The sequence below is a fragment of the Natronospira proteinivora genome, from assembly GCF_024170465.1.
Lineage (GTDB): Bacteria > Pseudomonadota > Gammaproteobacteria > Natronospirales > Natronospiraceae > Natronospira > Natronospira proteinivora.
In genome coordinates this window covers 39,268-58,406 of record NZ_JALJYF010000001.1, presented here as the reverse complement: position 1 = coordinate 58,406, position 19,139 = coordinate 39,268, and the positions used below count along the sequence as shown (strand labels likewise).

The following is a 19,139-nucleotide window of genomic DNA, read 5'->3' as shown; positions in this document are numbered from 1 at the left end:
CGCGTCATGAAGAGCACACACGATATGCCAATCCACCCAATACCGCCAAGAATGTCTCGACGATGGATGCTGCCGCTGTTGCTGGCCGCCCTGATGGTTCTACTGTGGGCCTGCGCGCCCACCCCGGTGGAACCCGACCCGCTACCGGAAGAGGAAATCGAGCTGATGCGCGATAGCGCGCAGCTGCTCCGGGACACCGGCGACCCGGCGGCCGCCGCCGAAATTTATGAGGACATTGCCCGGGCCAGTGACGAGATCCAGAGGGCGGAATGGATGATCCGGGCCGCCGAAGCCTGGATCGAAGCCAGCGAGACCGAGCGAGCCCGCAGCCTGGTGGAAAGCCTGGCACCGGCGGAGCTGGACCGGGCGACCCGCTTTCGCTTGGCGATTGTCCTGGCCCGGGCCGACCTGGCCGACAACCGCCCCCGTCAGGCCCTGGCCCGGCTGGATGTGCGCGAGGAAGGCGTGCCCCGCGAAGTCTTGCCGACGCTTCTGGCGGTCCGCGGCGAAGCCCACTTCTCCATGGACAATGTGATCGGCGGTATTGCCGATATCCAGCGCCAGGCGGACCTGCTAACAGGCGAAGCGCGGCTGAATGCCCTGCAGGATTTATGGGACCGGCTGCTTGGCCTGCCCAGTCTGCCCGGGCAGGAAGCCGCCGCCGGACGGCCGCTGGTGGCCGGCTGGCTGAACCTGGCCCGAGCCGGACAGGAGAGCTGGCAGCGCCCGGACCAGTTCGATCGAACGGTTTCAGAATGGGCCGCCCTGCACCGGGATCACCCGGCGACGGAACTGATGGACCAACTATTGGCGGAGCAACGGGAACGGTTCCGTTACCCGGAGCAAATTGCACTGCTGCTACCCCTGAGCGGTCGCTTCAGTGCACCGGCCGAAGCGGCCCGGGACGGTTTCCTGGCGGCCCATTTCAACCAACCGGCGGATCGTCGCCCCATTGTGCGCGTCTACGACACCGGCAACGCCCCGGAACGGATTGGTGAAATCTACCGTCAGGCCGTGGAAGACGGGGCCGGCTTGGTGGTGGGGCCCCTGACACGCCCTGCCCTGTCAGCCCTACTGGAAGAGGAGCGGCCAGTGCCCGTACTGGGCCTGAACTATCTGCTGGACGAGCAGGCCGGCGGGCCGGATCTGATCCAGTTTGGCCTGCAGCCGGAAGCCGAGGCGCGCCAGGTGGCTCGCCGGGTGTTCCGTGAGGGCGAGGGTCGGGCCATTGCGCTGATTCCAGACAGTGAGTGGGGCTACCGCATGCTGGATGCCTTTCGCGAATCCCTGGAGGAGATGGGAGGCGAACTTCTGGACTATGATGCCTTTCGCCCCCAAGCTCGGGATTTCTCCGGCGGCCTGACCCGGGTGCTGGGCCTGAACCGCAGCCAGGATCGTCGTCGCCAACTAGCCCAGGTCATCGATGAAAGTCTGGAATTCGAACCCCGGCGACGAGGGGATATCGACGCCATCTTCCTGGCAGCCCAGGATGGACAAGCCTCTCTGATACGCCCCCAGCTGCGCTTTCATCATGCCCTGGGGGTACCGGTCTATGCCAGCTCTCATGTCTATCGCCCCGGGCAGGCGCCGGACAGTGATCTGGACGGTATCCGCTTCGCCGACATGCCCTGGAGCATTGCCGAAGCCGGTGATGCCCGGGCCGAACGGGAAAGGGTGGCACGCCTTTGGCCGGAGCTCTTCGAGCAGCATGGTCGACTCTTCGCCTTGGGCTTTGATGCCTATCGCCTGGTGCCGATCCTGATGAATTTCGAGGAACCCCTTCAGCCCCCGCTGGCGGCCATGACCGGGGTGCTCAGCCTGGATGACAACAACCGTATTCAGCGGGAACTCGGCTGGGCCCAGTTTGTGCGCGGGATTCCGGTTCCCATGGAACCCCGGGATATCAGCGAGGAGATCGAAGCACCGGCGGCGGTGGACCTGGAGCTGGAATGAGCCGAAGCCGAGGCCACTCCGCGGAAGAAAGGGCCCGGATCTGGCTGCAAGACAAGGGACTGATCACTCTGGCGTCCAATCTGCACCTGGCCGGTGCCGAACTGGATCTGGTCATGCTGGACGGAGAGACGGTCGCCTTTGTGGAGGTCCGCCACCGCGAGAACGACAGTCACGGTGATGGCCTGGAGTCTGTAGGGCCTCGCAAGCGGCGGCACCTGGCCAGGGCCGCCGAAGCCTATCTCGCGGGATTGCCGGTGGAACGGGATGGGCGTTTTGATGTCCTGGCCCTGGCCGGCCCCCTGGACAATCCCCGGATCGAATGGCTGAAGGATGCCTTTGATCTGGACGACCTTTGAATCAATCGAGGCGGATAATCATGGATATGCAGGCACGCATTCGACTTAATTTCGAACAGAGCATTCGAACCAAGCAGGACGCCATGGAGGCCCTGGCCGCTCCCATCGCGCAAGGCGCCAGTCGAATGGTAGAAGCCCTCATGAGTAATCATAAAATCATGAGCTGCGGCAATGGCGGTTCCGCCGGGGATGCCCAGCATTTCTCCTCGGAAATGCTTAATCGCTTTGAAATGGAACGCCCCGGGCTGCCGGCCATTGCACTCACCACCGACAGCTCCACCCTGACCTCCATTGCCAATGACTACTGCTACGAGGATATCTTCGCCAAGCAGGTTCGGGCCCTGGGGCAATCCGGCGACCTGCTGCTGGCCATCTCCACCAGCGGCAATTCCGACAACCTGATCCGCGCCATTCAGGCCGCCCATGAACGGGACATGGGGGTTATCGCCCTGACTGGCCGTGATGGCGGTCGAATGGCCGACACCCTGGAAGGGGGGGATGTAGAGATCCGGGTTCCCGGTACCTCCACGGCCCGAATCCAGGAAGTTCACTTGCTCTGCATCCACTGCCTCTGCGACCTGGTGGACCGGCGTCTGCTGGGCGTGGAAGACTGAGCCCATGACTCACGGTCCTTGGCGAATGACGCGGATACCCAGATGAACCAGGCGAATGTCTTAAAGCCAAATGATGTTCGACGCCTGACTGACGCCGTGGCGCCTGACCGCCTGCTGACCGATCCCGCTGACTGCTGGACCTATGGCTATGACAATAGCCGCCGGCATGTCTGCCCCCAAGCGGTGGCCTTTCCCCATAATGACGAAGAGGTCGCCGCCCTGGTTCAAGCCTGCCAGACACTGAAACTCCCGGTGGTAGTGCGGGGACGGGGCAGCGGCACGGCGGGGGCCGCCGTGCCGCTGGCCGGCGGCCTGGTGATTTCCATGGAAAGGATGGACGCCATTCTGGAGATCAATCCGGATGACCGCCTGGCGGTAGTCCAGGCGGGCGTCACCAACGGGACCCTGCAACGGGCCCTGGATGAATACGGTTTCTTCTGGCCACCAGACCCCACCTCTGCCGATTACTGCAGCATCGGCGGCAATCTGGCCTGCAATGCCGCCGGACCCCGAGCTGTGAAATACGGCACCCCTCGGGACAACATCCTGGGGCTGACCGCCGTCACCGGCCAAGGTGAGATCATCCATACCGGGGTGCATACCACCAAGGGGGTGGTGGGCTACGACCTGACCCGATTGCTGGTGGGCTCGGAAGGAACCCTGGGTCTGATCACCCAGGCCACCCTGAAACTGACGCCAAAGCCGGCGGGCCGGCGAACATTGCGAGCCACCTACAACAACATGACCGCCGCCGCCCGCGCGGTTTCCCGGATCATGGCCCAGCCCGAGACGCCCTGCGTGCTGGAATTCATTGATGGTCAGGCCATTCGCATGATCCGGGATTATGCCCAAGTGGAATTACCGGCGAATGCCGGCGCCATGCTCATGATTGAAGTAGACGGGAACCCAGCACGCCTGGATCAGGCCCAGAATGCGGTAGCCAACGCCGCCAAAGGCGAGGGCTTGCAGTCACTGGAAGTGGCGGCCAGCGAAGAGGAAATTCGCGGCCTCTGGGCCGCCCGCAAGGCCCTCTCCCCCGCCCAGCGAAAGATCGCGCCCAAGAAGATCAACGAAGACGTGGTGGTGCCGGTTTCCCAGATGGGCGCCCTGGTCAGCGGCCTGGAGGCCTTGTCAGAGCAGTACGGGATCCTGATCGTGAATTTTGGCCACGCCGGCAACGGCAACATCCATGTCAATCTGCTGGTGGATCCAGATGATTCCGATCAGATGGCGGTGGTGGATGAATGCCTGAATGAAGTCTTCGCGCTGGTACTGAAGCTTCGAGGCACGCTCTCGGGCGAACATGGCATCGGCTTCGACAAGAAACAATTTGTTGGCCTGGAGATCGAGCCGGAGTCACTGGCCCTGATGAAGGGTATCAAGGCCGTGTTCGATCCCAACGGCTTCCTCAACCCGGGCAAGTTATTCCCGGATTAAGGCGGCGGATTGCCCCCGACTCACCGTTTTACTTGATCACCCGCAGGTTGGGCCGCTTACTCTCCTTGCCCGGCCCGGACGTCTCATCACCATCCTTGCCCTTGTCAGCACCCTCATCCCCTTTCCCGGGCCCGTCACCACCACCGTCCGGAGGCGTGGGGCCATCGTCTTCCTCGTTGAAGAGCATTCCCTGCCCCGATTCCCGGGAATAAATGGCCAGCACCGCTTCGCTGGGCACCGCAACCTGCATGGGCTGACCACCGAAGCGGGCATTGAAGGCAACCTCCTGGTTTCCCAGGGACAGGGCTTCCACGGCAGTGGGGCTAATGTTCAGAATGATCTTGCCGTTCTGAACGTAATCCATGGGCACCTGCACCCCTTCCCGCTCGGCATCCACCAGCAGATGCGGGGTTTCGCCGTTATCCACCATCCATTCGTGCATGGCGCGAATCAGATAGGGTCTGCGTGAAATCATCAATACCCCGAATCAAGAAAATGGGAAACCGATAGAAACATCTGCCGCCGACACCATCAAGGGCGTAGGCGGCAGATGCAAACGAAATCAGGAAAGATCCCGCTCCTTGGGGGTCAGACTATCCTGGAAGGAGGCCCGGGCAAACAACCGATCGGTATAAGCCTTGAGATTCCGGGCCCTGGGCGGCAGCTTGATCCCGTAACGGGACAGCCGCCACAAAACCGGCGCCACACTGCAGTCGGCCAGGCTCAATTCACCTTCCACCAAGGCCTGACCGGAGAACATGGGATCGGCGGCCACCACGCTCTCGGTCAATTCCTTCTTTGCGGCCTCCACCTTCTTGGCGGTACCGGACTCGATCACCTCTGCCAGACGATTCCAGTCCTGCTCGGTCTGATAAACCAGAAGGCGCACCTGGGCCCGTCCCACCGGATCCACTGGCATCAGCGGCGGATGGGGAAAACGTTCGTCCAGATATTCCATAATCACCGCCGGCCCATGGAGCACCAGATCCCGATCTACCAGCGTGGGCAGCGACTGGTATGGATTGAGATCAATCAGGTCCTCCGGGACCTCCCCACCATCCACCGATACTTTTTCGTGGTTGATGCCCTTTTCCGACAGGACAAAACGAACCCGATGACTATCAATGGAATCGGGATGTGAAAATAGCGTCATTACTGAACGTCGATTGGCAGCCACTGCCATCTGAGCACTCCTGAGCCGCAGCTCGGTGCTGGCGAGACATCATTTTTTGATGTCGCGCCAGTATTCCTTGTACAGCAACCAGGACAGGAAGGTGAACACACCAATAAAGATCAACACCCAGACACCAATACGCTTGCGCTTGGTCTGAATGGGTTCACCCGCGTAATCCAGGAAGTTCACGATATCCAGGACCATGCGATCGTATTCCTGGGCCGACATACGACCTTCCTGGACGATTTCAAACCCGACGAAGACTTCATCACCATCATCGTCTTCTTCGTACACTGCCTTCTGAATGCCCTGAAGGGACCAGAGCGCATGGGGCATGGCGGCATTTTCCAGCATCTTGTTATTGGTGCCGGTAATGGTGTTTTCATCCAGATAGAAGGTATGGAGGAAGTTGTAAATCCAGTCCGCACCGCGGCTGCGCCCCACCAGCGTCAAATCCGGAACGTCCAGACCAAACCAGTCCTCTGCATCATCCGGAGGCATAGCAATATTCACCATGTCCGACAATTCCTCACCGGTGAAAGCGAGATTCTCCAGCATGATGTCTTCCGGCAGATTCAGGTCATCAGCAATCCGCTGATAACGCTTGTACTCCATCGAATGACAGCCCAGGCAATAGTTCATGTAGTACTTGGCACCACGCTGCAACGATGCCTGGTTGGTCACATCGTTATTCGCCACTCGGGGCTTGAAGCCACCATCAGAGTCAGCGAACCCTATGGCGGCACCGGGAGCCACCAACATCAGAAAGAGCGCACTCAGCGTCAGTTTCTTGATCGTTCTCATCATGAGGTCAACCTCTCCGGCACCGGCTTGGATTCATTGAGTCGAGTATGGGGCGGCAGCAACAGCAGGATCGCACACAGCACCAAGGGGATCAGGAATGTCCACCAGCTCAGGGCCTGGGTATCCCGCACCAGGTCCATGAGCAGGAAGAGCCCCATGATCACGGCAAAGGCGCCGTAATAGAAATTGGCACTGCGTTCACTGGAATACACCCAGGAGATGATGAAGAAAAGGAAGTACAGCTGGGTGAAACGCAGGGAAAGTTCCGCATAAATCGGCGCCGCCCCCTGCAAGCCCAGATACCCCAGGGCCACGAAGGACGCCGCGAAACTGGCCAGCAGCAGCTTATATAGCACACTCCGATAACGCACGGACTTGACCGGATGACGGTCAATCCAGGGCAGCACAAAGAGCATGCCAATAGCCAAACCCATGGCAACCAAACCACCCAGCTGATTGGGGATGGCCGCCAGAATGGCGTAAAAGGGCGTAAAGTACCAAACAGGCGGTACATGCTCGGGTGTCTGCAAGGGATCTGCAGGCACAAAGTTGGCCGGCTTCAGGAACAGGTCCAGGAAAGTGGGCGCAAAGAACACGATGGCAGCGAATGCGGCTGCGAACACACCCACACCCACCAGGTCCTTGATGGTGTAGTAGGGATGGAAGGGAATGCCGTCTTTCGGCTTGCCGTTCTCATCCAGGTTTTCCTTGATCTCGATGCCGTCCGGGTTATTGGACCCGGTCTGACGCAGGGCGACCAGGTGGAAAAACACCAGACCAATCAGCACCAACGGCAAGGCAACCACGTGCAGGGCAAAGAAGCGGTTCAGCGTGACGTCGGAAATCAGGTAGTCACCCTGAATCCAGATGGTCAAGGGCTCACCGATATAAGGCAGCACCCCGAACAGGGAGATGATCACCTGTGCACCCCAGTAGGACATCTGTCCCCAGGGCAGCAGATAACCCATGAAGGCTTCGGCCATCAGAACCACGTAGATCAGCACGCCGAATATCCACAGCAGCTCCCGAGGCTTTTTGTAGGAGCCGTACATCAGCCCCCGGAACATGTGCAGATAGACCACCACAAAGAACATGGAGGCACCGGTGGAATGCATATAACGCAGCAACCACCCCCACTCCACATCCCGCATGATGTATTCCACGGAGGCAAAGGCATCCTCCGCGGAGGGCTTGTAGCTCATGGTCAGAAAAATGCCGGTGACAATCTGAATCACCAGCACCAACAGGGCCAGGGAACCAAAGAAATACCAGAAGTTGAAGTTCTTCGGGGCATAGTAGCCAGTCAATTGGCTTTCAATGAATTCACGATAAGGCAGGCGGTCGTTGATCCAGTCAGCCACGGATCCGCCACCCTGGTTCGTCTTGTTCTGCATCAGGCGACCTCTGCGTCTTCACCAACGATAAGGGTGTTGTCATCGGGATAGCGATGGGGCGGGATATCCATATTGGTGGGCGCCGGTACATTCCGGTAGACCCGACCCGCCAGATCGAAACGGGAGCCATGGCAGGCACAGAAATAGCCCCCCGGCCAGTCGCTGCCCATGGCGGCATCCCCAGGATCCGGGATGAACTGGGGGGAGCAACCCAGGTGCGTGCAGACCGCCACCATCACCAGGAATTCCGGCTTCAGCGAGCGATACTCGTTGGTTGCATACTCTGGCTGATCGGAACGTTCCGAATCCGGGTCGCGGAGGCGATCGCGGATTTCAGACAGCCGGGCGATAGCTTCCTCACCCCGGCGTACCACCTGCACCGGCCGGCCACGCCAGCTCAGGGTTACCCGCTCGCCATCTTCGAGCTTACTCACGTCCACTTCCACCGGGGCACCCGCCAGCCGGGCCTTGGCGCTGGGCCGCATGGAGGCAAAAAACGGCACGGCCATGGCGGCGACACCGATGCCACCCACCACGGAGGTCGCCACGGTGAGGAAATGACGTCTGTTCTTATCAACGCCGTTGCTCATTCTCCGGATCTCCTGGAGCTCTTTATACGGAATCTTGATCGTCTTGGTCCGCCAGAGACGTCGCCACGCGGGCTTAAGGGCTGCCCCGCAGGCGAATCCCCTTCGGGACCCAGTTGAGCGCGTTCTTCCGGCGCTTGAACCGGGCACAAACGCCGCTGAACCAAAAACGCAGAAATAAAGCCGCGATTATACACAGTTCAATCCTGAAATCGCCACTGCCCAGGACGGGAATGACGCTATACGCCGTGGCATATTACCAAATGACCGCCCGAGGGCTGCTCCGGGACAACCGTGAGTCCGGCACAGCTTGCCTTCCAGCGCCCGGACGACTACCTTAGCGACCCTGAATTATCGCCGGACTGCCAGCCAGAGGAGCGCAGGGGAATGAAGAAGCCGTCGGGACCTTTGGTAGCCTGGATCGATTTTCTGGCCAAATCGGTGATTCTGGGCCTGGCGGCAGCCTTTGTGGTGGTGTATTTCCGGCCGGAACTGCTCTCCGAGCGAGACAGCATCGAAAGCTTCGCACCGGCCGTGGAGCGCTCCGCCCCCTCGGTGGTCAACGTCCATACCGCCAGGCGTGTCCCCGGCGAAACCCATCCCGGCATGATGTCGGAACCATTCTGGCGGCGTTTCTTTGATGATAGCCCCGGCGGACACCGGGACCGGATCGAAAGCAGCCTGGGCTCCGGGGTGATCGTCTCTGAATCAGGACATATCCTCACCAGCAACCATGTAATCGAGGGTGCCGAAGAAATCCGGGTCGCCCTTCATGACGGCAGCATCGAGGCCGCCGAAATCGTAGGGACCGACCCGGAAACCGACCTGGCCCTGTTGCAGATTCCAGCCCAGAACCTGCCGGTCATCCAGTTCGGTCGTTCCGATCGCCTGCAGGTAGGTGATGTGGCCCTGGCCATTGGCAACCCGGTGGGCCTGGGACAGGCCGTCAGCCAGGGGATTGTCAGTGCCACCGGGCGCAGTCAGCTGGGCATCACCACCTTTGAGAATTTCATTCAGACCGATGCCGCCATCAACGTGGGCAATTCCGGCGGCGCCCTGGTGGACACCCGGGGTCGCTTGATCGGCATCAACACCGCCATGCTATCGGGGGAAAACGGCGGCGGCAGCGGGATTGGCTTTGCCGTGCCCGTCAACCTGGCCCGCGGTGTAATGAACCAGCTGATCGAGCACGGCCGGGTGATTCGTGGCTATCTGGGCGTGGAGCTGCAGCCGCTAACGCCTGAACTGGCGGAATCCTTCGGCCTGCCGCCGGATGAACAGGGCGTTGTCATTACCAATGTACAACGCGGCGGGCCCGCCGCCCGGGCCGGCATCGGGCCGGGGGACGTGATCACCCGCATTAACGGCGAACCCGTCAGTGACTACTACGACACCCTCAACAAGGTGGCCGGCCTGCAGCCGGGGGAAGTGGCCACCATTCGCTTGATTCGCGACGGCGAGATCATGCAGGTGGATGCGGTGATTGCCGATCGGCAGATGATCAGCGGCGACTGATACGGCCTGACTTCAGCAGGCCCTCAGCCCCACATCGAGGGCGGCCAGCATGTGCTCGTTCTCGGTTTCACTGCCCACAGTCAGTCGTAGGCAATGTTGCAGGGCCGGATGTTGGCCGTGCAGGCATTTAACCAACACGCCCTCGGCCTTCATCCCCTCGAATACAGCCACTGCATCGGGCACCCGAAGCAGCACGAAATTGGCCTCGCTGGGCCAGACCTGTACACGATCATCCTGCCCAAGCCGCTCGACCAGGCGGTCCCGGCGTTCCCGCAACTCGGCGGCCAGGGCCTGCCACCACTGGGGCTGCTTGAGGGCAAACTCGGCCGCTGCCTGGGTGAACGCATTGATGTTGTAGGGCATGCGAATACGCTCTAGGGCGTCGATCCAGGCCGGGTCCGCCACCAGCCAGCCCAGTCGCAGCCCGGCCATGCCCGCCTTGGACAGGGTCCGCATCACCGCCAGATTATCCGGCCGCCCGGCCATGTCCAGGCAATGCGCACGGCTATGGGGAAAATAGGCCTCATCCACCACCAGCAAGCCGGGGGTGGCCTCGGCCAGCCGGTGCAGGGTCTCACGGGGAAAGAAGTTGCCTGTGGGATTATTGGGATTGGCGATGAACACCAGGGCGGGTTGATGGCGCTCAATGGCGGCAATGGCCGCATCCGGATCCAGGGAAAAATCCGTCTCATCCAGGGCCAGGTAATGAATCGCCATGCCGGCGGTGCGCGCGGCCACGCCGTAGATGGCAAAACCGGGGGCGGGGGTGAGCAGACTTGCTCTCGGACGGGCCAGGGCCAGGGTCAGCATCTGGATGATCTCATCCGAGCCGTTCCCCAGAAGAATCCCCAGCTCGGGGCCAATCTCGAAATGGGCCCTCAAGGCCTGCTTGACTCCCTGCCCGGTGCCATCCGGATAGCGATGCCAGTCCACACCCCCCAGCCAGGTCTGCCAATCGGCCTGCACATCAGCGGGCGGCCCCGAGGGGGCCTCCATGGCATCCAGTTTGATCAGGCCACGGGCATCCGCCACTTGATAGGGCTTGGCGGCCAGGATCTCGGGACGGATCCAGTCCGCGACCCGACTCATTCGGGCTCACCCCGCACCGCCGCGGAACGGGCGTGGGCATCCAGCCCCTCGGCCTCGGCCAAAGCACGGGCGGGCCCGGCCAGGGCCTGCCCCCCGCGCTGACTGCAATGGATAATGCTGCTGCGTTTTTGAAAATCATAAACGCCCAGCGGCGAGGAAAAACGCGCCGTACCGGAGGTAGGCAGGACGTGGTTGGGCCCGGCGCAATAGTCGCCGAAGGCCTCGGGGCTGTGATGGCCCATGAAAATGGCCCCGGCATGGCGAACCTCGGGCAATAGGGCCTCGGGCTCGGCCACCGCCAGTTCCAGGTGCTCCGGGGCGATGCGGTTGACCACTGACAGGCCTTCTGCCTGATCCCGGCATTGGATCAAGGCGCCCCGACCCTGCAGGGAGGCCCGGATAATCTCCGCCCGGGGCATGTCCGCGATCAAACGCTCCATGGCGGCCTCTACCCGATCCAGATAAGCCGTATCGGGACAGATCAGAATGGATTGGGCCAGCTCGTCATGCTCGGCCTGGGCGAATAGATCCAGCGCCGCCCAGTCCGGATCCAGACTGCCATCGGTATAGATCGCCACCTCGGAAGGACCAGCAATGCTGTCGATGCCCACCCGCCCGAAGACCTGGCGCTTGGCCCCGGCCACATAGGCGTTACCCGGGCCCACGATCTTGTCCACCGGGGGAATGGTGTCGGTGCCGAAGGCCAGGGCCGCCACCGCCTGGGCGCCACCCACGGTGAACACCCGGTCCACCCCGGCCAGGGCAGCCGCCGCCAGCACCAGATCATTGATGATGCCATCGGGGGCCGGCACCACCATGATGATTTCCCCCACTCCGGCTACCCGGGCCGGAACGATATTCATCAGCACCGAAGAGGGATAGGCCGCCCGCCCCCCCGGCACATAGACACCTACCCGATCCAGCGGGGTCACCCGCTGGCCCAACTGATTGCCGAATTCGTCCTCGCTGAGCCAACCGGACTCCTTCTGCTGCTCGGCATAGCGGCGAATACGCCGCTCGGCGAACTCCAGGGCACGCCGGGGCGCCGGCGAGAGATTCTCCAGGGCCGAGCGCAACCGCTCGGCCGGAACCTCCAGTTCGGCCACCGAATCACAGCGAATCCGGTCCAGGGAACGGGTCAGATCCAGCACTGCAGCATCGCCGTCCCGGCGGACCGAGGCGACAATCTCCCGGACCCGCTCCTCAATGGCCAGGGAGGCGGCATCTTCCCGATCCAGCAGCGTACCCAGGCGAGCATCGAAATCAGCCGCACTTGTCTCCAGGCGATTGATCAGGCTCATGCCGTACCCTCCGCGGTGTCGGCACGATCCGCGGCCCGCTCCCGGACCACCCGGCCCATGGCATCCACAATGCTGCGGATCTCCCGGTAACGGGTCTTCATGGCAGCCTTGTTGACCACCAGGCGGGCGCTGATGTCGGCCACGGTCTCCACCGGCTCCAGACCATTGGCCCGCAGGGTGTTGCCGGTGTCCACCAGATCCACGATCTCGTCCGACAGCCCCACCAGGGGGCCCAGCTCCACCGAACCATAGAGCTTGATCAGTTCCACTTGAATACCCTGGGCGGCATAGTGGCGGCGGGCCGAGGCAATAAACTTGGTCGCGACACGCAAACGGCGAGCGGGGCGTTCCGCACCTACAGGACGGGCCACCATCAGCCGGCAATGGGCCAGATCCAGATCCAGCGGTTCATACAAACTGCTGCCGTCATGTTCCAGCAGCACATCCTTGCCCACGATCCCCAGATGGGCGGCCCCATGTTCCACATAGGTGGGCACATCGCTGGTCCGCACCTGGAGGATCCGGACCTGGCCTCCCCGGGTGGACAGAATCAGGCGACGACTTTCCTCCGGGTTCTCGGCCAACTCGATACCCGCCGCCGCCAATAGCGGCAGGGTATCTTTGAGCACCCGTCCCTTGGAGACGGCAATGGTCAATGGCTCGGACATGATGATCAGCTCTGTTTGATGGCCGGCCACACTGGCCGGCGGTCAACGGTAATGTTCCGATTCACGACCCGGCAGGGCGCCGGGGGCCGGCTATCATTTTCAGGTGCTGGAATGACCCTAGTCGGGTACCCGGCGAATGCGGGCACCCAACTGCTGGAGCTTTTCTTCAATACATTCGTAACCGCGGTCAATGTGATAGATCCGCTCCACAATGGTCTCGCCATCCGCCACCAGGCCGGACAGCACCAGGCTGGCCGAGGCACGCAAATCGGTGGCCATCACCGGCGCCCCGGTTAACCGCTCGACCCCGGAAATGATGGCGGTATTACCTTCCAGCTGAATCCGCGCCCCCATGCGCTGCATCTCCAGCACATGCATGAAGCGGTTCTCGAAGACGTTCTCGGTGATGGTGCCGGTCCCCTCGGCCACAGAATTCAAGGCCGTGAACTGGGCCTGCATATCCGTTGGGAAAGCGGGATAGGGTGCCGTATGGACATTGACCGACAAGGGTCGCTTCCCCTGCATGTCCAGCTCAATCCAGTCCTCGCCCACATCGATCCGGGCGCCCACTTCGCGCAACTTGGCCAGTACAGCATCCAGCACCTGGGGCTGGGTGTCCCGCAACTTCACATGGCCCCGGCTCATGGCCCCGGCCACCAGATAGGTCCCGGTCTCGATGCGATCCGGCAGGACGTTGTATTCACAGCCGTCCAGGCGCTCCACCCCGGTAATACGCAGGGTATCGGTGCCGGCGCCCTCGATCTTGGCGCCCATCCGGATCAGACAGTTGGCCAGGTCCACCACTTCCGGCTCGCGAGCAGCATTGTCGATGATGGTTTCCCCATCGGCCAGACAAGCGGCCATCATCAGGTTCTCGGTACCGGTCACGGTGACCGTGTCCAGCACAATGCGCGCGCCCTTGAGACGATCCGCCTTGGCCAGGATATAACCGTTCTCCACCCGGATATCCGCACCCATGGCCCGCAGGCCCTCGATATGCAGATTCACCGGCCGACTGCCGATGGCACAGCCCCCGGGCAAAGATACCGTGGCTTCACCGAAACGGGTCAGCAAGGGGCCCAGAACCAAAATCGACGCCCGCATGGTCTTGACCATTTCATAGGGCGCATAGAAACGATTGGCGGACCGGGGGTCCACCGCCACCCGCATACGGTCATCAATGGTCACTTCCACACCCATGCCACCGAGCAATTCAATGGTGGTGGTGACATCGTGCAGATGCGGTACATTACCCACGGTCATGGGGCCGTCCGCCAACAGGGTGGCGGAGAGAATAGGCAAAGCGGCGTTCTTGGCCCCGGATATACGAATTTCGCCTTCCAGGGGCCCCGAGCCGTGAATGAGCAATCTATCCAAAATCGAAATTCCTTATTACGGGAGGTGCTTAGGAGGCCGGCCGGGCTTCCTCGGGTGTCAATGTCTGCATGGACAAGGCATGGATTTCACGGCCCATTTTTTCGCCCAGGGTCTTGTAGACCATCTGATGGCGCTGGAGGGTGCGCTTGCCCTCGAAGACCGGCGAAACGATGATCGCCTCGAAATGGGTATGGTCTTCACCACGCACCTCCACCTGAGCCTCGGGCATGCCCGCCTCGATTAGGGATTTAACCGCCTGGGGATCCATAAACGTCCTCGGATACTTGCCGTGAAATAGGGCTAGACGATCTGCCCGGCTGTCCCGGACAGGAAACGGCCCAATGATAAAGGATGCAGGGCATAATTCCTATTCATGCCACCATCTCCGACAGGCCCTGCAAGCCCTTGAAAATCGCTTACAATGCGGGCATCCCCTGCATCGGAGCTTTGCATGCTGCTGTTCCTGCTGGCCATCGTTGGCGGCTTCGCCCTGACCATCTGGGCCGCGGACCGCTTCGTGGAAGGTGCTGCCGCCACCGCTCGCAGCCTGGGCATTACCCCCCTGGTGATCGGCCTGACGGTCATGGCCATCGGCACCTCGGCACCGGAAATCGCCGCCTCCGCCCTAGCCGCCCTGCAGGGCCATCCCGGCCTGGGGGTGGGCAATGCGGTGGGCTCCAACATCGCCAATATCGGCCTGATTCTGGGTGTTACCGCCCTGATTCGTCCCCTGACCCTGACTTCCAGCACCCTGCGGCGCGAGCTCCCGTTGCTTGTACTGGTCACTTTCCTCTGCGTCCTGTTCCTGGCCAATGGGCAACTAGAACGGACCGAAGCTCTGTTGATGTTTCTGTTGATGGTCCTGGCCCTGATCTGGACGGTGAAAATCGCCCGCAATCCCGAGGCCGACGACCCCATGGTGACCGATCTCTCCGCCCAGGTGCCGCAAGCCGAGCGCTTGGGGTCGGCACTGGGGCAACTGGCGCTGGGCCTGGTGGTCCTTTTGGGCGCCGCCCAGCTGCTGGTCTGGGGCGCGGTGGGCCTGGCCGAGGCCTTCGGCGTCAGTGACCTGGTGATCGGCTTGACCATTGTTGCCATCGGCACCAGTCTGCCCGAGCTGGCCACCTGCATCGCGGCCGTGCTCAAGCGTCACTACGATCTGGTTCTGGGCAATGTGCTGGGCTCAAACCTGTTCAACCTGCTGGTGGTTTTGCCCATCCCCGGCCTGCTGGCTCCCGGTCCCCTTCCCGACGGTGTCATGAGCCGGGACATCCCCGTCATGCTGGGTCTGACCCTGCTGGTGGTGATCCTGGCGCGGGGCTTTGGCGGTCATCGCCGCATTACCCGTATGGCCGGCCTAACCCTGTTGCTGATGTTTATCGCTTATCAGGCCAGTCTATTTCTGACAAATCCAGTGGTCATGCGATAATGAGAATTGAACCGAACAAGGAATCGAACGGCATGGCAAACCCCAAGACGGACAGCGAAACGGCCACCCCCGAGCGAGCGTTACGACTGGCGCAGGATGTGCTGGAGCTGGAAGCCGACTCGGTCCGGGATCTGGTGAAACGCCTGGGGGATGACTTTATCCGGGCCTGGGAGATCTGCCTGGCCTGTCGGGGCCGCATCGTGGTCACCGGCATGGGTAAATCCGGTCACATTGCCGGCAAGGTAGCCGCCACCCTGGCCAGCACCGGCACACCGGCTTTTTTCGTCCACCCGGGGGAAGCCAGTCATGGCGATCTGGGCATGATCACGGGGGAAGATGCGGTCATGGCCCTGTCCAATTCGGGCGAGACCGGCGAAGTGCTGACCATCCTGCCCCTGATCAAACGATTGGGGGTGCCCTTGATCAGCATGACCGGTCGGCCTGATTCCACCCTGGCCCGGGCTGCTGATGCCAATCTGGATGTCTCGGTGGCAAGAGAAGCCTGCCCACTGAATCTGGCCCCCACCTCCAGTACCACGGCCTCCCTGGCCATGGGGGATGCCCTGGCAGTAGCCCTGCTGGAGAGTCGCGGCTTCACCCAGGAAGACTTCGCCCGCTCCCATCCGGGGGGCAGTCTGGGTCGGCGTCTGTTACTGCGCCTTGAGGACCTGATGCACTCCGGCGATGCTGTGCCTGCGGTTCAGGCGGACACCCCCATGCGCAACGCCCTTTTGGAAATGACCCTCAAGGGCCTGGGCATGACTGCGGTGGTCAATGAAGAGCGCCAGGTACTGGGTATTTTTACCGATGGTGATTTACGCCGCAGCCTGGACCGGCAATTGAATGTACACAACACACCCATTCGGGATGTCATGACTCCGGCCCCCCGCACCGTGAACCGGGAAATGCTGGCAGGCGAGGCCCTGAAACTAATGGAGACCCAGCGCATCAACCAGCTGCTGATCACCGATACGAATGGTCGCCTGGTGGGGGCATTGAATATGCACGACATGCTGCGGGCCGGGGTGGTTTGATGGCCGGGTCGCTGAGCGAGACAAGTCTCACCGACAAAGCCCGCCGGATCCGTCTGGTGGGCTTTGATGTGGATGGTGTGCTGACCGATGGTCGGCTGTACATGGGGCCGGACGGACTGGAACTGAAGGTATTCCATACCCGGGACGGCCATGGCTTGAAGGCACTGATGCGCCACGGCATTGAGGTGGCGGTGATCTCCGGGCGCCACTCGCAGGCAGTGGAAGCGCGCATGCAGCAGCTGGGCATCCGGCATCTCCACCTGGGGGTGGAAGACAAGGCGCCCTGCTTTGAGCAGATCCGCCAATCCCTGGAGCTGCCTCCTGAGGCCTGCGCCTTCATGGGCGATGATGTGGTGGATCTGGGCGTCATGAACAACGTTGCCCTGGCGGCCGCCCCCGCCGATGCGCACCCCACGGTGCAGGCCATGTGCCATTGGCAAAGCCGTCAATCGGGTGGATTCGGCGCGGCCCGTGAATGGTGCGACCGAATTCTCACCGCCCAGGGCCACAGCGACGAGTACGCGGGTAACTGATGCGCTGGTTGATCGCCATTCTGATGGGCGTGGGCATTGTCCTGATCCTGATATGGCAACTGGATGATCCCGCCCCGGATGTCATAGCCCCCCCTGAGGCACCGACCGGTCCCGACTACTGGATGGAAGGGGTTTTGATGGAACGTTTCGATGCCGCCGGGCAGCGAATACTGGACCTGCAAGCCACCCGCATGGCCCATTTTCCCGATGATGAGCGAACCGAACTGGATACCGTGTTGGCCCATCAGCGAGGCCCCGAGCAACTGAACTGGACCCTGAAGGCGGATCACGGACTGATCACCGGCGACCATAGCGAAATCCATTTACGGGGAGATGTTCGCGTGTTGCGGGAGCCGTCACAGGGACCGGTCAGCCGAATATTCACCGACACCCTGCTGTTCCTGCCGGAAATCGATCGTGCCGAAACCGACGACCCGGTCCGAATAGAGCGACAAGACACCGTCACCACGGGACGGGGCCTGATTGCCGAACTGGCCGAGGACCGGCTGCGTATCCTTGAGGAGGTAAGAACCCGCCATGGGATGTCCAATGATTAACACGCTCGCCCGACGCAGCCCCCTAGGACGGCGGAGTACCCTCCTCGCCACCCTGCTGTGCTTTACCCTGTTGCTTGCCGGTCCCGCGTCCGCAGTGGAGGACTTGGAAATCGAAGCCGATGACTTCGATGGCGATGGCCGGGCTGGAGTAGTGACCTACCGGGGCAATGTGGTCATGCGCCACCAGGAGATGACCATTCACGCTGACCGGATGCGTTTTCACCAGACCCCCGACGGCGATCCTGAACGAGCCGAGTTTGACGGCGAACCGGTGCGTCTGCGAGTCATCCATGAAAGCGGCCCTGATACCCGGGGCCAGGCCCGACAGATTCATTACCGCTTCGACACCGAACACCTGCAGCTAATCGACGAGGCCGAGCTGCAACAGGGTCGCCAGCTGATCAGCGCCGCCCATATCGATTACAACATGCCCACCGAGCAGGTCCGCGCCCAGCGGGGCGAAGACGAGGAGAGCCGGGTACGTACCCGGTTCCAGCAAAACGGTGAGGAGGAGAACGGCGGTGACTGAGCAGCTCAAAGCCATTGGCCTGGCCAAACGCTTCGGCAAACGCCACGCCGTGCGGGATGTGAGCATGTCGGTGGCGCCGGGGGAGATTGTCGGCTTGTTGGGCCCCAATGGGGCCGGCAAGACCACCTCTTTCTACATGATTGTGGGCCTGGTCCAGGCGGATGCCGGCCACATTGAGATGAACGGTCGGGATGTGACCCATCTACCCGTCCATGCCCGGGCCCAGGCCGGACTGGGCTATCTGCCCCAGGAGGCCTCGGTGTTTCGAAAGCTCAGCGTGGAGCAGAATATCCGGGCCATCCTGGAGCTCCGCCGGGACCTGGACCGGGCCGGCCGGGCACGGATACTGGAAAGCCTGCTGGAAGAATTGAATGTAAGCCATGTCCGGGAAAGCCTGGGCATGAGCCTGTCCGGGGGCGAGCGCCGCCGGGTTGAAATAGCCCGAGCCCTGGCCACCGAGCCAGCCTTTATGCTGCTGGATGAACCCTTCGCCGGGGTCGACCCCATCTCCGTGGGGGAAATCCAGAGAATCATCAGGCATTTGCGGGACCGGGGCATTGGCGTACTCATCACCGATCACAATGTACGGGAAACCCTGGGCATCTGCGGACGGTCCTACATCATTAGTGAAGGTTCGGTGATCGCGGAAGGCACCGCTGATGATGTTCTTGCTCACCGTCAGGTCAGAGAAGTCTACTTGGGCGAAGATTTTCGTCTATAAAGAGAGGAAGCGCCGATGCATTGCTCCCAAGCGGCCCAAGGCACCGTTCAGGCCTGTCGGAGGACAC

The 19,139-nt window shown here is 61.8% G+C and carries 21 protein-coding genes; 11 read left to right on the top strand and 10 right to left on the bottom strand.

Annotation, left to right across the window (positions count from 1 at the left end; translation table 11 throughout):
- The first annotated feature begins 66 nt into the window (after positions 1-66).
- The 4 genes from J2T60_RS00305 to J2T60_RS00290 are packed head-to-tail and all read left to right on the top strand — an operon-like array spanning position 67 to position 4,360.
- Positions 67-1,953, top strand: coding sequence for a penicillin-binding protein activator (locus J2T60_RS00305; protein WP_253443827.1), 1,887 nt, complete (start codon positions 67-69; stop codon positions 1,951-1,953).
- Positions 1,950-2,309, top strand: a complete 360-nt coding sequence (locus tag J2T60_RS00300; protein ID WP_253443825.1) for a YraN family protein — start codon at positions 1,950-1,952, stop codon at positions 2,307-2,309. The genes J2T60_RS00305 and J2T60_RS00300 overlap by 4 nt, the downstream gene beginning before the upstream one ends.
- Positions 2,310-2,329: 20 nt before the next feature.
- Positions 2,330-2,923 carry a phosphoheptose isomerase gene (locus J2T60_RS00295; protein WP_253443823.1) on the top strand — a complete coding sequence of 198 codons (594 nt, stop codon included), beginning with the start codon at positions 2,330-2,332 and terminating at the stop codon, positions 2,921-2,923.
- Positions 2,924-2,965: 42 nt separating this feature from the next.
- Positions 2,966-4,360, top strand: coding sequence for an FAD-binding oxidoreductase (locus J2T60_RS00290; RefSeq protein ID WP_253443821.1), 1,395 nt, complete (start codon positions 2,966-2,968; stop codon positions 4,358-4,360).
- A gap of 28 nt (positions 4,361-4,388) precedes the next feature.
- Here the strand turns inward: J2T60_RS00290 and J2T60_RS00285 are convergent, their stop codons facing one another.
- The 5 genes from J2T60_RS00285 to petA all read right to left on the bottom strand — a co-directional run bounded on the left by J2T60_RS00285 (position 4,389) and on the right by petA (position 8,322).
- Positions 4,389-4,835, bottom strand: a complete 447-nt coding sequence (locus J2T60_RS00285; protein ID WP_253443819.1) for a ClpXP protease specificity-enhancing factor — start codon at positions 4,833-4,835, stop codon at positions 4,389-4,391.
- A gap of 87 nt (positions 4,836-4,922) precedes the next feature.
- Positions 4,923-5,543 carry a glutathione S-transferase N-terminal domain-containing protein gene (locus J2T60_RS00280; protein ID WP_253443817.1) on the bottom strand — a complete coding sequence of 207 codons (621 nt, stop codon included), beginning with the start codon at positions 5,541-5,543 and terminating at the stop codon, positions 4,923-4,925.
- A 39-nt stretch (positions 5,544-5,582) separates the two neighbouring features.
- The gene (locus tag J2T60_RS00275; protein WP_253443813.1) at positions 5,583-6,341 is read right to left on the bottom strand and encodes a cytochrome c1; all 759 of its coding nucleotides are present in this window, start codon (positions 6,339-6,341) and stop codon (positions 5,583-5,585) included.
- Positions 6,338-7,735 (bottom strand): cytochrome b, encoded by a 1,398-nt coding sequence (locus J2T60_RS00270; RefSeq protein ID WP_374728474.1) that lies wholly within the window; start codon positions 7,733-7,735, stop codon positions 6,338-6,340. Before J2T60_RS00270 ends, J2T60_RS00275 begins: the two co-directional genes overlap by 4 nt.
- Positions 7,732-8,322 (bottom strand): ubiquinol-cytochrome c reductase iron-sulfur subunit, encoded by a 591-nt coding sequence (gene petA, locus J2T60_RS00265; RefSeq protein WP_253443809.1) that lies wholly within the window; start codon positions 8,320-8,322, stop codon positions 7,732-7,734. The genes J2T60_RS00270 and petA overlap by 4 nt, the downstream gene beginning before the upstream one ends.
- Positions 8,323-8,706: 384 nt before the next feature.
- On the opposite strand from petA, the gene J2T60_RS00260 reads away from it, so the two are divergent.
- Positions 8,707-9,834, top strand: a complete 1,128-nt coding sequence (locus tag J2T60_RS00260; RefSeq protein WP_253443786.1) for a trypsin-like peptidase domain-containing protein — start codon at positions 8,707-8,709, stop codon at positions 9,832-9,834.
- 12 nt (positions 9,835-9,846) lie between these two features.
- Here J2T60_RS00260 and hisC read toward each other — a convergent pair whose 3' ends face one another.
- From hisC to J2T60_RS00235, 5 genes are all read right to left on the bottom strand, one after another.
- Positions 9,847-10,923, bottom strand: a complete 1,077-nt coding sequence (gene hisC, locus J2T60_RS00255) for a histidinol-phosphate transaminase (protein ID WP_253443784.1) — start codon at positions 10,921-10,923, stop codon at positions 9,847-9,849.
- On the bottom strand, positions 10,920-12,224 hold the full coding sequence (hisD, locus tag J2T60_RS00250; protein WP_253443782.1) for a histidinol dehydrogenase: 1,305 nt from the start codon (positions 12,222-12,224) through the stop codon (positions 10,920-10,922). The genes hisC and hisD overlap by 4 nt, the downstream gene beginning before the upstream one ends.
- Positions 12,221-12,892, bottom strand: coding sequence for an ATP phosphoribosyltransferase (hisG, locus tag J2T60_RS00245; protein ID WP_253443779.1), 672 nt, complete (start codon positions 12,890-12,892; stop codon positions 12,221-12,223). Before hisG ends, hisD begins: the two co-directional genes overlap by 4 nt.
- 117 nt (positions 12,893-13,009) lie before the next feature.
- Complete coding sequence (gene murA / locus J2T60_RS00240) at positions 13,010-14,269, bottom strand: UDP-N-acetylglucosamine 1-carboxyvinyltransferase (RefSeq protein WP_253443776.1); 1,260 nt, start codon at positions 14,267-14,269, stop codon at positions 13,010-13,012.
- Positions 14,270-14,297: 28 nt separating this feature from the next.
- The gene (locus J2T60_RS00235) at positions 14,298-14,537 is read right to left on the bottom strand and encodes a BolA family protein (protein ID WP_253443773.1); all 240 of its coding nucleotides are present in this window, start codon (positions 14,535-14,537) and stop codon (positions 14,298-14,300) included.
- 183 nt (positions 14,538-14,720) lie between these two features.
- On the opposite strand from J2T60_RS00235, the gene J2T60_RS00230 reads away from it, so the two are divergent.
- From J2T60_RS00230 to lptB, 6 genes are read left to right on the top strand one after another with little or no spacing between them, the layout of a single operon-like run.
- The gene (locus J2T60_RS00230; protein WP_253443764.1) at positions 14,721-15,698 is read left to right on the top strand and encodes a calcium/sodium antiporter; all 978 of its coding nucleotides are present in this window, start codon (positions 14,721-14,723) and stop codon (positions 15,696-15,698) included.
- Positions 15,699-15,730: 32 nt separating this feature from the next.
- Complete coding sequence (locus J2T60_RS00225; RefSeq protein WP_253443761.1) at positions 15,731-16,732, top strand: KpsF/GutQ family sugar-phosphate isomerase; 1,002 nt, start codon at positions 15,731-15,733, stop codon at positions 16,730-16,732.
- The gene (locus tag J2T60_RS00220; RefSeq protein WP_253443758.1) at positions 16,732-17,265 is read left to right on the top strand and encodes a KdsC family phosphatase; all 534 of its coding nucleotides are present in this window, start codon (positions 16,732-16,734) and stop codon (positions 17,263-17,265) included. Before J2T60_RS00225 ends, J2T60_RS00220 begins: the two co-directional genes overlap by 1 nt.
- The gene (lptC, locus tag J2T60_RS00215) at positions 17,265-17,822 is read left to right on the top strand and encodes an LPS export ABC transporter periplasmic protein LptC (protein ID WP_253443755.1); all 558 of its coding nucleotides are present in this window, start codon (positions 17,265-17,267) and stop codon (positions 17,820-17,822) included. The genes J2T60_RS00220 and lptC overlap by 1 nt, the downstream gene beginning before the upstream one ends.
- Complete coding sequence (gene lptA / locus J2T60_RS00210) at positions 17,815-18,351, top strand: lipopolysaccharide transport periplasmic protein LptA (RefSeq protein WP_253443752.1); 537 nt, start codon at positions 17,815-17,817, stop codon at positions 18,349-18,351. Before lptC ends, lptA begins: the two co-directional genes overlap by 8 nt.
- Positions 18,344-19,072 carry an LPS export ABC transporter ATP-binding protein gene (gene lptB, locus J2T60_RS00205; RefSeq protein ID WP_374728460.1) on the top strand — a complete coding sequence of 243 codons (729 nt, stop codon included), beginning with the start codon at positions 18,344-18,346 and terminating at the stop codon, positions 19,070-19,072. Before lptA ends, lptB begins: the two co-directional genes overlap by 8 nt.
- Positions 19,073-19,139: the final 67 nt, after the last annotated feature.